The organism is Pantoea sp. PNA 14-12 (assembly GCF_004364735.1).
Classification (GTDB): Bacteria; Pseudomonadota; Gammaproteobacteria; order Enterobacterales; family Enterobacteriaceae; genus Pantoea; species Pantoea stewartii.
The window spans coordinates 371139-386223 of sequence record NZ_SOAJ01000005.1 but is presented as its reverse complement, the minus strand read 5'-3'; the positions used below and the strand labels follow the sequence as shown (position 1 = coordinate 386223).

The window sequence follows — 15085 nt, the reverse complement described above, 5'->3', positions numbered from 1 at the left end:
CTGACCTGAATGCCGTTTTCCTGGGCAATCAATTTTCCTGCGGCGATATCGTAATAACTCAACCCGTCCTCAAAAAACGCGTCCAGTCTGCCTGATGCGACATAGGCAAGATCGAGCGCCGCCGAACCCAGTCGCCGGACGCCTGCGCTTTCAGCCATAAGCCGCGCCAGGCCGTTAAAAAGTACCGTCTGGTCAATTACCTTTAACTGGCCAGGAACAGGCAGCGAGACCGAGCACAGTGCTTCAGCCGGTGTTTTCGCCGTCAAATCCGGAAGCGGCAGACCATCCAGGCGGGCACCTTGACCTCTGATGGCGGTAAAGCACTCTTCCCGAAGCGGATCGTATACAACGCCCAGTATTTCCCCCTCGTCATCGCAGAGCGCAATACTGACCGCAAAGTAAGGGATACCCCAGATAAAATTGCTGGTGCCATCCAGCGGGTCGATGACCCAGTATTGCGAATGATGGCCGCGGGTAAACCCCGTTTCTTCTCCCAGGAAACCAAAACCCGGCGCGTCTTCGTTAAGACGCGAAAAGATGATGCTTTCTGCAGCCAGATCGGCGGCAGAAGCATAATCTGCGGTGCCTTTCTTACAGATGTCGGTGTCTTCCAGGCTGCCAAAGCGCTTAATCAGCTCAGCACCGCCTGCCCGGGCTGTGCGCTTCGCCGCCAGAAGAAGGCGAGGTCTGTCGAGGTCATTTTTTGTCATGTCTCCTCCTTCATAAAACGTGGGTTATCAAACGTAATGCCTACACGCTTGCCGCGCGGCAGAGGGGCGCTGGCTTCAGCCGAGAGGCTGTGCTTGGGGCTGAATGACAAGATGTGAACCCATGCGCGGCCAATGTAACGTATATCCGTGACGGTCACGTCGCAGGCGCCAGTGCCCGGCTCACAAAAGTGAACGCTTTCGGGGCGCACGAAAAAGGTTGCTCGTCCTCTTCGTGACGGAACGATGATGTTTAAAAAAGGACCTTCATCCGGTCTGAAGCCCTGGTCTTACAGCACGCCGTCGATAAAGTTGGCCTGAGCGACAAAGTCTGCCACAAAGCGCGTTTCGGGACGGGAATAGACCGCTTCCGGGCAGGCGAGTTGATCGACTTTCCCCCCTCATTACGGCAATGCGGTCAGACAGCGCCAACGCCTCTTCCTGATCGTGTGTGACATAAATAGCGGTCACACCGATGCGCTGCTGTAATTCGCGCAGTTCCTGCCTTAACGAGACGCGGAGTTTTGCGTCAAGGTTGGACATCGGCTCATCCAGTAACAACAAATGACATAGATTTTATTTTCGACGAGTATAATTTTTTAAAAGTTTTTTAAGATTTTTATCAATAAAGATCTTATCTTTTTTTCATTCTATACAAAAACGAGATAGGTCTTTTTTTATATTGTGTTTTCAATTTTTTTTTTATAAATTGATGAGAATTACATAATTCAGATGTTTTAATTTTGATTTTTTGTCTAACCTTTTGACTAAAGGTTACATGTTTGATTGATTGAACTGTTTTTCCCAAAAAACATAGGAATATTAGATGGGCGATTTTTTTAGGGAACTGGAGCATAATGAACAAAAAAGATCTCATTTCTGTCATTATTTGTGTGGCAATCTTTGGCCTGACTTACGGACTTAGCGCACCATTGATCGCAACTCGATTACAGGATAATGGTTTCAGCGAAAGCTATATAGGGCTCAATGCCGCGATGCAGGCGATTGGCGTTTTTGCTGTCGCACCATTTATACCTCGACTCTTTCAGCGCCTCCGTCCAAGGCTGCTGTTGGGTACTTCGCTTGCTGCTGTGGCCGTCATTATGTTGCTTTTTACCTTTTTGCCTTTTTTTTACTGGTTCGGACTTCGGTTTGCTTTGGGCATTTTCAGTGAGATTATAATGGTACTCACAGAAACCTGGATCAATGACGCGACCGTTGAGCAGGCAAGGGCAAGAACAATGGCATGGTACACCGCCGGCATCTCAACAGGGTTTGCCTGTGGCCCGTTAATACTTACCCTTAGCGCAAGCCAGAGCAATTTTCCTTTCTTTATCGGCACGGCCATTGTTCTCCTGGCGTTGGTGCTGGTTAAGCTGCTGGGCATAGCGCAGCATCACTCGTCAACCAGCCACGCTATTGGCTTTCTGAAAAGCATCCGTCTCGCCTTTTTAATGATCGTTGCCACGGGGTTAAATGCTGCCGTCGAAGTGGCCGGGCTTAATTTTTTACCGCTTTATGCCGAGTCCCATGGCTGGAATCGACAACATGCCGTTGGATTAATTTCGGTTCTGATGTTGGGTGCCATTCTCTTACAGCCTTTGGTTGGCATGATTGCTGACAGCGTTGACCGCCGAAGACTCATCGTCATACTGGCGCTGTTGTCCACGGTGGGAGCGGCCATCTGGCCATGGTTGTTATCCTGGCCGGTTGCGGCTTATCTGATCCTCTTTGTGTGGGGTGGGCTGTTCGTGGGGATCTATACCGTCGCAATAACCTGGGCAGGCACGACATTCAGTGGAGCAGAGCTCGCAGGCGTATATGCCGCCGCCTCGGTAGCATGGGGCGCAGGGGCTCTACTGGGGCCGTTGCTGTGTGGCCTTGCCATGTCAGCAACGCAGAATGGCTTGCCGCTGATGGTCGGCGCGCTTTGCGGCCTCTTCTGTTTGATGGCCGCAGTGGATCTGCGTATTCATGGCCCCGGACGAGCCTGATAAGCCGTTACAGCCTTTGTCCTGAACGGTTTGCGGATAGGGCTGGCAGGTTATTTTTCTATGGCACGGCGCCAGGGCAGACGGTGATACCAGGGACGAGGAACGGGATGCACCAGCGCATTCAATGCCCGGCTGTAATCCATTACCAGGCCAGGCGTCCAGGCCATAATCTGTGCGCGTTTACGCACCTGTGCAGCGATCCATAGCTCCGGCACCAGCAGGTCGCTCAGTTTTCGCTCATGTGCCAGCGCACCATCCAGGGCGGCTTCAAGAGCATAGGCAACACTACTTGAGCAGTTACGATAAGTCAGGTTGTAGGTGTTATTGCGGCGATAAGATTCCCAGAAGTGATTCAGTTTCCGCAGGCTGAATTTTTTAAACTCGATTTGACGTACAGAATGACACCATTCTGAGGATTCTGTGGCGTAGTCTGGCAGAAAGCGCCCTGCCACATCATTATCTCGGGTGGCCTTAAGCGTGCGCAAAAACTCCGAAGGGGATCGATCAATCTCCTCGGCAGGATAAAGGCTGATGTAGAGATAATCAGCCACTTCAAGCGCCGCGTGGCCGGTTGAGATAACACCATTTTCGTCCACGGCGGCGATATAACGGTTAATGACAGGGCGCGAAACAGGCCTGGCTTCGGTGGTTTCTTCAGGCGTCCATACGTGCACAATCAGTGCGCGCGCTGCAGCAGACGTCGGCACCGGATGGGGGGCGGTCAGTTCTTGTTCCTGGATTAAAGGGGAGCTACTCAGCAGTACGTCGCCGGGTTGAATCAGCTGAAAAATAGACGTACCTCTTTTCATCCGCATCGCCTTCCTGGCGATGCCAAGGGTACTTAACCCACTGGTGACCATCTGAAAACCAATAAAGAATGATACGGTCGCATCATGGTGACTGAGCAGGAAGAATGAAAAGGAAATTAATCCCAGGCCATAAACAAGCGTCAGCTTCCAGCGGGGAAAGCGCACAATAAAAGAGGAAAAGCTGGTGAAGAAGCCGATGATAAAAAAAGTAAAACCAAAAATGACAGCCAGCAGGACATTACTGTATTCCTGATTAACGATGATAATCAGTGATACGAATAAAAATATGCCGCCTTTGAAAAAAAGAATGCTCTTTTTTGTTCCGACAGCGCTGGTCGCAACACAAAGTGTAAGCATGCTTTCCAGCAGCAGAATATAGCCAAAGATCTGTAATGGGAAGTAGGAGTGAAGGTCAAGACCATCGATGAAAAGTAATATACCTGTGATAAACCACAGTGTTGCGGCAACCGAAAGGTATCGGGCATTTCGCTTAATATATGCCGTACCCAGTAGCAACATGGCTATCTGTATCAATCTATCCCTCTCCTAAATGCGCTGAAAAGTCAGGTGGAAACCGACCAGTTACCCAGTATGAACAGCGATCCCTGACGCTCGAACATCAGGGCTCCGTTATCAGTAACGTGCAGCCATTGCCCATTTCCGTATTGCAATCTGAATTGAATCGCAGGAAGCGTTTGCTGACGTGGAATGGCCTGCCAGTGTCCGGCGAGGCGCTGTTTATCCTCTGGATGCAATTGCGCCAGTATTGCCTCTTTCTTTTCAAGGATCTCGCGAGGAAGCGCAGCAAGTTCACCAGAAAGGTTTTCCCAGCAGAGCGTGCCCTCTGTGAGGTTTAGCTGGTAAATGGCCTGTAAATTGAGTCGTGCGTCGGTTTCTGAATTGAAGCGGTAAATATTTCGCGTCACCACCCGTAAAAAAACCAGCAGCAACGCACTGGCGCTTAAATAGCACTGCACAAGGAGCAGGGGTTCACCGGTATGTAATCCCTTGAGAAAGAACGGCCCCACGCCCTTATCGGCATAATAGATAACGCAACCTGACAACGTTAATAACGCTATCGATCCGCCACGATTACCCCAGAAGAGCGTTAAAAAAGCGGCAAGAATAATCGGGAGGCAACTGAAAGCGAAAATCAGGCTTTCATCGTGGGTGATCGTATTAGCGATACTAAATTCTTTAACACCGCCACTGAATATCCACAAAGACAGTGCCACAAGCGCGGCAAGCAGCGTTAAGCCTGACAGAAGTGTTTTGATGGAAATCTGAACGGCTGTGGTAAGGCGGCTGTTAGCAAAGCCCATAATAATGGTGGTGGCGAGGAAAATGCCGGTCATATCGGCAATAAAACCGGTCCAGAACAGATCGGAGAAGCTGTTTTTTCCTGCTAATGAGAGTCCGATACCGAAAAGCACGGCATCCAGAAAGCTGATGATAATGGTTGAGGCGAACCACAACATAATAATATTTAAATCATCACCGGGCCGGGAAAAACGTTTCACTATCCACGCAATTATCAGCGAAGAAGGCAGATCAAGAATGGCGTAAAACGTCTCGGTCGGCAGCCTGCTGAACGAAGGTTTGTCCAGAATCACATCAAGCACAACAAACAAAACACACAGCGCTGGCCATAGTCGCCAGCGCGAATTTAAAAACGCCGCAGTGGCGACGCCAGCAGGAAACCATACGACAGATATGTGCAACTGAGGATCGTCAAATCGCAGCGACAGCACCCCAGACAGGTAATAAACGACCGCCCATATCGTAATTACTATAAAGTTGGAAATTTCTGCTGGGACAAATTTTGACATAAAATTATATAAATCCTGAGTGAACACTCGTTCTCTTAGTGGCTGGCTTGCGAGAATAGCTGTTGTATTAAATTTTAGCAAAGCTATCTTCATTAACCAATGTGAGGAACTCTTTTAACATTATCAAACGTACATTTTATTAGTTGATAAGACATATATGATTAATAGAACATTAGCATGCTTGTGCGAATTAAAAGGCTATATTAAGCCCACAATTTCGGTTTTAAGTGGCTCTGACCTGCTTCCCACAGATTAACACATCCCGGTGTTAGCAATGCCCGCTTCTGACACAAAGCGGAAATTGTGTGTTTGAACATTGATTGCATTCTTCTGGTTTACCTGTGCAGGCATACCGAGAACGAATTGTCATAAAATGAGCCAAGTCTTGATAAACACATATGAATTAACGAATGTGTTATTGACTCAAAAATCGCAGGCAGTCAGAATATCTTCAATTCCGTACCTAGGAGTCATCATGCCTCAGTTTCCGCCTCTTCAGCTTTTCAAAAATCTCTCTGATGAAACACGACTCTGTCTGGTGCTGCTGTTGCGCGAAAAAGGAGAGCTTTGCGTCTGTGAACTCACTTCCATACTGAAAGAAAGTCAGCCTAAAATTTCCCGGCATCTGGCGTTGCTCAGAGACGCCGGCCTGCTTATCGACAGGCGTGACGGCAAGTGGATTTTTTATCGGTTGTCACCACACATGCCTGCATGGGCTGCTGCTGTGATTGAGCAGGCTTACCTCTGTCAGCGCGATGACATTATGCAACTCAGCCAGCAGGCTGAAAGGAATAACGCGACCACCAACGGCAAACCTGTGTGCATTTAAAATTTATCCAGACATATACGATTTTTCATACCTGTAGTCAGAGCTGCTTTTTGCCCAGCTTCAGGCTCTATGTTTAAAGGAGGCAGTATGATTCTGGCAGGCGCTATATTCGTCCTGACGCTGATAATGATTATCTGGCAACCGGGTAAGCTCAGCATTGGCTGGAGTGCGGTTTCAGGGGCCGCGATTGCGATGATGACAGGTGTCGTACAAATTGCTGATATTCCGGTCGTGTGGCAGATAGTCTGGAACGCCACGGCCACGTTTATTGCGGTTATTATCATCAGTCTACTGCTCGATGAAGCCGGTTTTTTCGAGTGGGCGGCTTTGCACGTTTCCCGCTGGGGAGGCGGTAAAGGCCGACTGCTGTTCACGTATATTATTCTGCTGGGCGCCGCCGTGGCGGCGCTGTTCGCCAACGACGGGGCGGCACTTATCCTGACGCCCATCGTGATTGCCATGCTGCTGGCACTGGGCTTCAGTCGCGGTGCCACGCTGGCGTTTGTGATGGGGGCAGGCTTCATCGCGGACACATCCAGCCTGCCGCTCATCGTATCGAACTTGGTAAACATCGTGACGGCGGACTTTTTTAGGCTGGGGTTCAGCAAATATGCGTCTGTCATGGTGCCGGTAAATATCGCGTCCGTGGCGGCCACGCTGGTTATGCTTCACCTCTTTTTCCGTAAAGACCTCCCGGTCACTTATGATTTGGTGAAACTAAAGGTGCCACGGGAAGCCATTCGTGACATGCGAACCTTTAAAGCCGGATGGCTGGTCCTGCTCCTGCTGCTGGCAGGTTTTTTTGCCCTGGAACCGCTCGGCGTTCCGGTCAGTCTGGTGGCAGCGGTGGCGGCATTTATTCTGTGGCTTGTTGCCCGGAAAGGGCACGTAATTGACACCCGTAAAGTGCTGAAAGGCGCACCCTGGCAGATCGTCATTTTCTCGCTCGGGATGTATCTCGTGGTGTACGGACTGCGCAACGCCGGACTGACGGATTACCTCTCAGCCATCCTGAACCGGTTTGCCGAGCATGGAGTCTGGGGCGCCACGCTTGGCACCGGTGTTCTGACGGCCTTTCTGTCATCGGTGATGAACAACATGCCCACCGTCCTGGTCGGTGCCCTGTCCATTGATGGCAGCACGGCTCAGGGCGCGGTGAAGGAGGCAATGATTTACGCCAACATCATCGGCTGCGATCTCGGCCCGAAAATCACACCCATCGGCAGTCTGGCTACTTTGCTGTGGCTGCACGTGCTGTCGCAGAAAAACATTACTGTCAGCTGGGGCTACTACTTCCGGGTGGGCATTGCGATGACCCTGCCGGTGTTGTTTGTGACGCTGGCCGCGCTGGCCCTGCGCCTGTCTGTATAACCTTAACCCCGGGCCTGCGTCTGCGCAGCTCCGTAACAGAGTAGCGTTTATGACTGATATCACTATTTACCACAACCCGGCCTGCGGAACGTCCCGTAATACTCTGGCGCTTATCCGCAACAGTGGCGTGGATCCAGCAGTGATTTTATATCTGGAGACACCACCATCCCGCGACGAGCTTAAAAAGCTGATAGCTGATATGGGTATCAGCGCACGCACGCTGCTGCGTAAAAATACAGATCCGTATGAGCAGCTTGGGCTGGCAGCAGACCGGTTCAGCGATGATGAACTGCTGAATGCGATGCTGACTCACCCCATCCTCATAAACCGCCCGGTGGTCGTAACGCCGCTCGGCACAAGGCTCTGCCGTCCGTCTGAAGCGGTTCTGGACATTCTGCCTGACCCGCAGAAGGGAGCATTTACAAAAGAGGACGGCGAAAAAGTTATTGATGAACATGGAAACCGGATCAGCCACTGAATTTCAGCGTGCTGCTGACAGGAAGAGAGACGCAAAAACAGAAGCCGGCAGATGCCGGCTTTTTTTATATACTGCACTGATTAATACGCTCAGACAGCTCCATGGCACTTTCTTCCTTTCGCTGTAGTGATCTGTCAGATAGCCACTGTGCCCGCGCGTTAACAGAGTGAACTTCGTTAGTTTCTCTGTCACACCGACAATGCGCCAGAGCTTCATGCAGCTGGTTTCAGTTTACTGCTGACGCTTAAGCAAAAGTATTAGCGCCCCTGCTGCTGCTGAGACTATGGAGCCAGCAAGTACGCCGACTTTTACTTCATCAACAAGCAGCGGACTTCCTGTAAAAGCAAGATTGCCGATGAAAAGGCTCATGGTGAATCCAATCCCGCACAGAACAGATACGCCGTATATTTGCAGCCACGAGCTTTTTTCCGGTTTTTTAGCCAGCCCTGTACTGATGGCAAGTAGTGAAAGGCCGAACACACCTGCCTGCTTGCCAAAAAAAAGCCCTGCAGCGACACCAACGGGAACGGGGGACAGGAGGTCGTCAGTGGTCAGGCCTACAAATGACACGCCAGCATTGGCAAAGCCAAACACAGGGAGAATGAGAAAAACCACCCAGGGTTCCAGACCATGCTCAAGCCGCTCCAGCGGTGATTCATGGTTACTGCCCGTTCTCAGTGGGATAAAAAGCGCCATCAGTATACCGGCTACAGTGGCATGGACTCCCGACTGCAGCATAAAAAACCACATCACGAAGCCTGCCAGAAGATAAGGAACCAGACTTTTTACGCCACATCTGTTCATCATAAACATCAACAGTGCAGTCACTGCCGTACCGCCCAGCATTATGAGAGAGATATGGCTGGTATAAAATATGGCAATAATTGCCACGGCACCCATGTCATCAAGAATGGCCAGTGCAGAAAGAAAAATCTTCAGTGATGCCGGAACCCGTTTGCCCAGTAACGTCAGAACCCCGAGCGCAAACGCAATATCCGTTGCAGCCGGTATGGCCCATCCGCGAAGCGTTTCCTCGTTGCCGCTATTAAAGCCGGCATATATCAGAGCGGGCAAGGCCAGTCCGCCCAGCGCGGCAAAACCCGGTAAGGCGCGCTGGCTCCAGGTGGCCAGTTGACCTGCAAGAAGTTCCCGCTTTATTTCCAGACCGACAAAGAGAAAAAAAATGGCCATCAGGCCGTCGTTCACCCAGTGTTCGACAGACAGCCCGGCTGCGTTGAGTTTCAGTGCGGCTTCATATCCTCCACGCAGGGGTGAGTTAGCTACAGTGACAGCCGCTGCGGATGCAAGAATGAGAATAATGCCGCCTGCAGCCGGCGAGCTGATAAACTCACTGACAATCCCCGGGACATTTTTTTTACCTTGATTCATTGACTGCGGCATTCTGCCTCCCTGAATGGTCGTGAACAGAAAACTTCATGGCAGATATTCATAAAGCGATTATTCACAAACGTTTTGTTGAGATTATGAAATTTCCGACGCAGGTCTGCTACCGGAAGCCGTTGATAGATTGCTATTTTATCACGCCTTGCGCCCACTTCTTTTGCATCAGGGGTAAAGTCCGGTAAACACCGGCTCAGGTCTTAGCAAAAACACACTTGCAAAGAAGTTGGTCAGCCTGCTGACTTTTCCAAATCGTTGTTCTAAGATGAGATTAAAGGTGATGGCGTTCCACCTTTCCCAACCGCCCCTTTGTGGGCTGATGACGCCTGATATAACTCTTTAACCGGGGTATGTCAGGCCGCATTCCAGTTTTGCCTCTCATACCTCCCTTTCCGGGGAGAAGCACATGATAAACGTTTTTGGTCACATCAATCCTGACAGCGATGCCATCTGCACTGCGGTGGTGACGGCGCACTGGCTTAATGCCACCCACCGGGAAGCCTGTGCCTGGCGGCTGGGCGAAGCAAACCGCGAGACCTGTTTTATCTTTTGTGAAGCAGGCCTTCCGCTGCCTGCTCTGTCACCGCCCAGGGCAGAGGGCACTGAGGTATGGCTGGTCGACTTTACCGAGCCAGCACAGGGGCCGGACTGGCTGTGTCACTGCAACGTGACGGGGATCGTCGACCACCACCGTCTGTGCGGTCTGGCCACGCGCCTGCCGCCGGAAGTCTGGATAAAGCCCGTTGGCAGCAGCGCCACGGTCCTCTGGCTGCTCATGAGCGAGGCCGAACGCAACAGTCTTCCACCTGCATTCAGCGTGTTACTGCTGGGCGCCGTACTCAGCGATACCGTCAATCTGCGCTCACCCACCACCACGGAAGACGATATTCGCACGGTGACCCAGCTCTGTGTCAGGTCAGGTGTGGACCGCAAATCTTTCGCCCGCCGCCTTCTCTCGGCCAAAGCCGATACCGGCGGCCTCTCACCGCAGACCCTGATAGACAAAGACCTCAAGGGATTCATCATCGCAGGTACGGACGTGCGCATCTCGCAGGTCGAGGTCATGGACAGGTCGCAGCTCAGCGCACTGACTGAGCCTCTGCGGGCATCGCTTTCATGGCTTGCCGGTCAGACCGGGGCGGGACTGGTGGTGCTGATGCTGACGAATATCACAGACAATTATTCCACGCTCTATTTTGCAGGGCCGGCGCTCAGCCAGACGGGCGCCTGCTCTGTTCCGGGTATGCTCAGCAGAAAAAAACAGCTTCTGCCGTGGCTGGAAACTCAACTCAATGAATGTCAGGAGTAATGATGAAACGTTATACGCATGCGCTTGTGCTCGTTCACGGCCGGGAGGACGGTGAGGTGCTGGTAAACACTGCGGCTGGGCTCGCCAGCCAGGCGGGTATTCAAATCACGCTCGCCCACGTCAGCGATGACTACCGGATGATGAATTACGTCTCCGACAGCCTGATGGATGACGTCGTTGCAGAGGCGGTCATCCGTGGGAAGGCGATGCTGAATGCACTGGCTGCATCAATGCCTGAGAACGTTGAAACGCGTGAGCTGGTAACAATGCACCGGTTTGAAGATGTCGAAAAATGCATTGCTGAGCTCGGCATAGACCTCGTGATTGCTGGTCACCGCAACCGCTTTATGGGCCAGCTGACGTCGGGTTCTCTGGAGTATGTCAACCACCTGAACACCGACGTGCTTGTCACGCACCTGCCTCAGTAAGGAGATGAACATGAAAAGTTTTGTTCTTGATAAAGTCACTGCCCGGGAAATCCTGGATTCACGCGGGAACCCTACTGTCGAGGTTGAGGCATTCACCGCAGACGGCAGCCGTGCAAGGGCATCGGTGCCTTCAGGTGCCAGCACCGGCTCGCGCGAAGCGCATGAGCGACGGGACGGTGATACGCACCGTTATGGTGGAAAGGGCGTACTTCATGCGGTCAATGCTGTGCATCAGAACATATCACCGGTGATTTCGGGGATGGACATCCGTGAGCAGCGAACTGTTGATGACGCAATGAGGGCTCTCGACGACACTGATAATAAAGGCCGGCTGGGGGCCAATGCCTTACTCGGCGTGTCCCTTGCCGTGGCCCGGCTGGCCTCAGACGTTTCCTGTCAGCCGCTGTACCGCTATCTGGGTGGGCTGCGTGCAAACCTGCTGCCGGTCCCCTGCATGAACATCATTAACGGTGGCGTGCACGCCCGCGGCCAGGGGGCCGACTTTCAGGAGTTTATGATAGCCCCGCACGGTGCGGCCTCACTGACCGAGGCCGTTCGTCAGGGCAGCGAGGTCTGTCAGGCGCTGCGCCAGCTGCTGCTGTCAAAGAGCCTGTCAGCAGGGGTCGGGGATGAAGGCGGCTTTGCGCCACCTGTGCATTCAAACCGCGAACCGCTTGAGTACATCGTCCAGGCCATTGAGATGGCGGGGTATCGTCCGGGAGAAGACATCAGTATCTGCATGGATCCGGCCTCAAGTGAGTTTTACCGTGACGGTCGCTACCATCTCCGTACGGAATCAGCCTCGCTGAGCGCTGAGGAGATGACGGATTATTACCGCACACTGCTGGACGACTTTCCGGTCATCCTGCTGGAAGACGGCCTGGCGGAGGACGACTGGAGTGGGTGGAAACACCTGCATCAGGCCCTCGGCAACCGCGTTGAGCTGGTCGGCGATGACATTTTTGTCACCAACGTAAAATACATCGAGCGCGGCATCCGGGAAGACCTTGCCAGTGCAGCGCTCATTAAGCTCAATCAGATTGGCACGCTGAGCGAGACGTTCGATGCCGTATCTCTGTGTCACGAAAACGGATGGGGAGCATTTATATCCCACCGCAGTGGTGAAACCATGGATACCTTCATCGCGGATATGACGGTGGCCCTGCGGGCCGGTCATCTGAAAACCGGGGCGCCCTGTCGGGGAGAGCGCATCGAAAAGTACAATCAGCTGATGCGCATCGAGCAGGAACTGGGGGCTGAGGCGCGTTATGCGGGTATTAACGCTTTTGTACGCCGTAAATAAAATGAGCCTGTCAGAGCGGGCATCCGTTGTATTTCCGTGTTTATTTTAACCAGAGAAAAGGAGTGATGCAGTGAGTCAGCTGTTAGCAATTATGGTCGGTGGTGCGGTAGGGTGTGTCATCCGCTGGTTTTTTGGCATAAAGCTGAACAGCTTTTTCCCGTCACTTCCGCTCGGCACGCTCGTCGTTAACCTTCTGGGCGCGTTTATCATTGGGGCAGCGGTGGCGTATTTTCTTCGCCATCCGCATCTCGATCCGGCCTGGAAGCTCCTCATCGTTACCGGCCTCTGCGGTGGACTGACAACGTTTTCCACATTCTCAGTTGAGATATTTACCCTGCTCCAGGCGGGGAGCTACGGCTGGGCACTGGCGTCAGTGTTTGTTCATGTGACCGGCTCGGTACTTATGACGGCAGCCGGCTTTTACCTCGTCACGCTACTGTTCTGAGCAAGCCTGAATCTTTACTGTTACTGTTACTGTTACTGTTACTGTTACTGGCCGCAGACGCTCCGGATACGGACCGAATCGTCTGTGGCCAGCCCTTTCAGTCTTGTGGCCGCTTTTGCTTTGTAGGTTCAGGATAATTCAGCTGTAGCAGGCTTTGTCACTGCGGGCCCGAAAGCACATTACTGTCACGATAACCCGTTAAAATTTTCCCGCTCGCGGCCGATAACATCACTGCAGGCTCTGCGCGTTTCAGTGCCTTACGTCTATAACGCCCCGTTTTGAGGTGATAATTCTCTCATCCGCTTTCGCTTCGCCTGACGGGCGGCGGCTGACTTACGTCCTGGGAAAAATATGAACAACATCAGAATCGGAATCCGTCTCGGAGCCGCGTTTGGCTTTATGGCACTTCTTGTCATCTTTATGGTGCTGATTGGCATCATTAAGCTGAACTCACTCGGCCAGATCAATGATGAAATATCGGGCAGTCTTTACAGCAAAGCCTCTTCCTCATCATCATTACGCTATTACACTTCAGACATGAGCCGGCTGGCACGAAATGCCATTCTCCTGAAAGATGAGTCAAAACGGGATAAGGCCATCAGTGATTACCGTAAAGAAAGAACTGAAGTAAACGGCCTTATTGAGCTCATCGGGAAACAGGTTAACTCACCACAAGGGAAAGACATCTTTAGCCGGCTTAAAACCAACGCTGAACTGTTCCTGCCTTTCATTGATGACGTTGTTGCCCTCGCTCAGCAGGGGAAAAGCGATGAGGCTACGCAGCTCCTTTTCGGACCGCGTTACCAGACGCAGGGCGACTACATGGCTTCGCTGAAAGAAATGCAGAATTTTCAGGAAGGCCGCATGAAATCAGCATCAGAAAAAGCGCGTGAAGACCGTTCGGGTGCGATTATGATGCTCACCGCCGCAGGGGTGGTTGCTCTTCTTCTGGCAGCGGTTTCCGCCTGGTTCATTACCCGCAGCATTACCCGCCCGCTTCTTGAGGCTGTTGAGGCCGCGGGACGTGTGTCACGTGGTGACCTGAGTGGAACAGTACATGCCGAGCACAAAGACGAAACAGGCCGCCTGCTTCTGGCCATCCGTGATATGCAGGACTCACTGATTAACACGGTGAGCCTGGTCAGAAATAATGCGGAAAGCGTGGCATCGGCAAGCACGCAGATTGCACAGGGCAACGCTGACCTTTCACAGCGGACGGAGGAGCAGGCCAGCGCACTTGAGCAGACGGCAGCAACCATGACGCAACTCGGGATGACGGTTAAAAACAATGCTGACAATGCGCGTCAGGCAGGTCAGCTTGCTGTCAGCGTTCGGGACGTAGCGAACAAAGGCAGTGAGGCCACCGGTGCCATCACCGGCACCATGAAATTCATCAGTGAAAGCTCCGGACGCATTGCCGAAATCACCGCCGTGATTGACGGGATTGCATTCCAGACCAACATTCTTGCGCTGAATGCGGCGGTGGAAGCGGCCCGCGCGGGTGAGCACGGCAGAGGATTTGCGGTGGTGGCAAGTGAAGTAAGGTCACTGGCACAGCGGAGTGCAACGGCTGCCGGCGAGATACGTCAGCTCATAGAGACCAACGCACGCAGTGTCGGTGAAGGTAATGAACTGGTGTTAAACGCCTCAGAAACCATGAAAGGCATTCTGTCTGCGGTCGGCAGACTGACAGATACGGTCGAGGAAATCACTTCAGCCAGTGCTGAGCAGGCTCGTGGTATTGAGCAGGTAGGAATAGCGGTGACTGAAATGGACAGCACCACGCAACAGAATGCGTCACTCGTCGAGGAATCTGCGTCAGCTGCTGCCAGCCTTAAAGAACAAGCTAACCTGCTGCTGCAGGCCGTGTCTGTGTTTAGTCTGGGCAGCCAGTCCATACCTGCTGCTGTTCATGTTTCCGCTCCAACTGCGAGTCCGGCAGTTAAAGCCCGCGTGGAAACTGAAGACGACGGCTGGAAACGTTTCTGATTAAGTCACTGTGGCTCACTCAGCAGATTAAGAGTTAGAACGGAACCCTCTCCGGTTCGACGGAGGGGGTGCAGGAGAGCAGAGCAGGTGGCCAGTACCCCGCATATCAGTACATTCTGATATTAGCAATGTCCGCTTTTGGCACAAAGCGGACCTCAAAGAATACCTGATTCCGTTATAAGCGAAGCCGGTC

13 protein-coding genes, 1 pseudogene and 1 riboswitch are annotated in these 15085 nt (G+C 52.4%); of the genes and pseudogenes, 9 read left to right on the top strand and 5 right to left on the bottom strand.

Annotation, left to right across the window (positions count from 1 at the left end; translation table 11 throughout):
- On the bottom strand, nt 1–710 hold a 710-nt coding region (locus tag C7434_RS18520), incomplete at its 3' end, for an inositol monophosphatase family protein (RefSeq protein WP_133745800.1).
- 854 nt (nt 711–1564) lie between these two features.
- Here C7434_RS18520 and C7434_RS18510 point away from each other — a divergent pair.
- A complete protein-coding gene (locus tag C7434_RS18510) occupies nt 1565–2701 on the top strand; it encodes an MFS transporter (protein ID WP_133745799.1) in 1137 nt (378 codons plus the stop codon).
- 50 nt (nt 2702–2751) lie between these two features.
- On the opposite strand, the gene C7434_RS18505 is transcribed toward C7434_RS18510, so the two are convergent.
- Both C7434_RS18505 and C7434_RS18500 read right to left on the bottom strand, forming a co-directional pair.
- Nucleotides 2752–4044: an MFS transporter gene (locus tag C7434_RS18505; RefSeq protein WP_133745798.1), complete on the bottom strand. Its 1293-nt coding sequence runs from the start codon at nt 4042–4044 to the stop codon at nt 2752–2754.
- Between the two features lie 29 nt (nt 4045–4073).
- A complete protein-coding gene (locus C7434_RS18500) occupies nt 4074–5420 on the bottom strand; it encodes an MASE1 domain-containing protein (RefSeq protein WP_166649068.1) in 1347 nt (448 codons plus the stop codon).
- Nucleotides 5421–5814: 394 nt separating this feature from the next.
- Between C7434_RS18500 and C7434_RS18495 the strand changes: the two genes are divergently transcribed.
- The 3 genes from C7434_RS18495 (at nt 5815) to arsC (ending at nt 8017) form a co-directional block, all read left to right on the top strand.
- Nucleotides 5815–6168 (top strand): metalloregulator ArsR/SmtB family transcription factor, encoded by a 354-nt coding sequence (locus C7434_RS18495; RefSeq protein ID WP_133745807.1) that lies wholly within the window; start codon nt 5815–5817, stop codon nt 6166–6168.
- Between the two features lie 87 nt (nt 6169–6255).
- The gene (locus C7434_RS18490; protein WP_133745796.1) at nt 6256–7539 is read left to right on the top strand and encodes an arsenic transporter; all 1284 of its coding nucleotides are present in this window, start codon (nt 6256–6258) and stop codon (nt 7537–7539) included.
- A 49-nt stretch (nt 7540–7588) separates the two neighbouring features.
- The gene (gene arsC, locus C7434_RS18485) at nt 7589–8017 is read left to right on the top strand and encodes a glutaredoxin-dependent arsenate reductase (RefSeq protein ID WP_133745795.1); all 429 of its coding nucleotides are present in this window, start codon (nt 7589–7591) and stop codon (nt 8015–8017) included.
- A 64-nt stretch (nt 8018–8081) separates the two neighbouring features.
- Here the strand turns inward: arsC and C7434_RS22265 are convergent.
- A pseudogene (locus C7434_RS22265) lies at nt 8082–8250 on the bottom strand (arsenical resistance protein ArsH); the annotation flags it as partial.
- A complete protein-coding gene (nhaA, locus tag C7434_RS18480) occupies nt 8249–9418 on the bottom strand; it encodes a Na+/H+ antiporter NhaA (protein ID WP_133745794.1) in 1170 nt (389 codons plus the stop codon). The pseudogene C7434_RS22265 and the gene nhaA, both read right to left, overlap by 2 nt.
- Before the next feature lie 267 nt (nt 9419–9685).
- Nucleotides 9686–9754: riboswitch (Fluoride riboswitch) on the top strand.
- A 70-nt stretch (nt 9755–9824) separates the two neighbouring features.
- Between nhaA and C7434_RS18475 the strand changes: the two genes are divergently transcribed.
- The 5 genes from C7434_RS18475 to C7434_RS18455 all read left to right on the top strand — a co-directional run bounded on the left by C7434_RS18475 (nt 9825) and on the right by C7434_RS18455 (nt 14892).
- Nucleotides 9825–10727 carry a DHHA2 domain-containing protein gene (locus tag C7434_RS18475; RefSeq protein ID WP_133745793.1) on the top strand — a complete coding sequence of 301 codons (903 nt, stop codon included), beginning with the start codon at nt 9825–9827 and terminating at the stop codon, nt 10725–10727.
- A 2-nt stretch (nt 10728–10729) separates the two neighbouring features.
- A complete protein-coding gene (locus tag C7434_RS18470) occupies nt 10730–11155 on the top strand; it encodes a universal stress protein (RefSeq protein ID WP_133745806.1) in 426 nt (141 codons plus the stop codon).
- A 10-nt stretch (nt 11156–11165) separates the two neighbouring features.
- Nucleotides 11166–12458, top strand: coding sequence for a phosphopyruvate hydratase (eno, locus tag C7434_RS18465; RefSeq protein WP_133745792.1), 1293 nt, complete (start codon nt 11166–11168; stop codon nt 12456–12458).
- A 70-nt stretch (nt 12459–12528) separates the two neighbouring features.
- On the top strand, nt 12529–12903 hold the full coding sequence (crcB, locus tag C7434_RS18460; RefSeq protein WP_133745791.1) for a fluoride efflux transporter CrcB: 375 nt from the start codon (nt 12529–12531) through the stop codon (nt 12901–12903).
- 351 nt (nt 12904–13254) lie between these two features.
- On the top strand, nt 13255–14892 hold the full coding sequence (locus C7434_RS18455; RefSeq protein WP_133745790.1) for a methyl-accepting chemotaxis protein: 1638 nt from the start codon (nt 13255–13257) through the stop codon (nt 14890–14892).
- Nucleotides 14893–15085 lie beyond the last annotated feature (193 nt).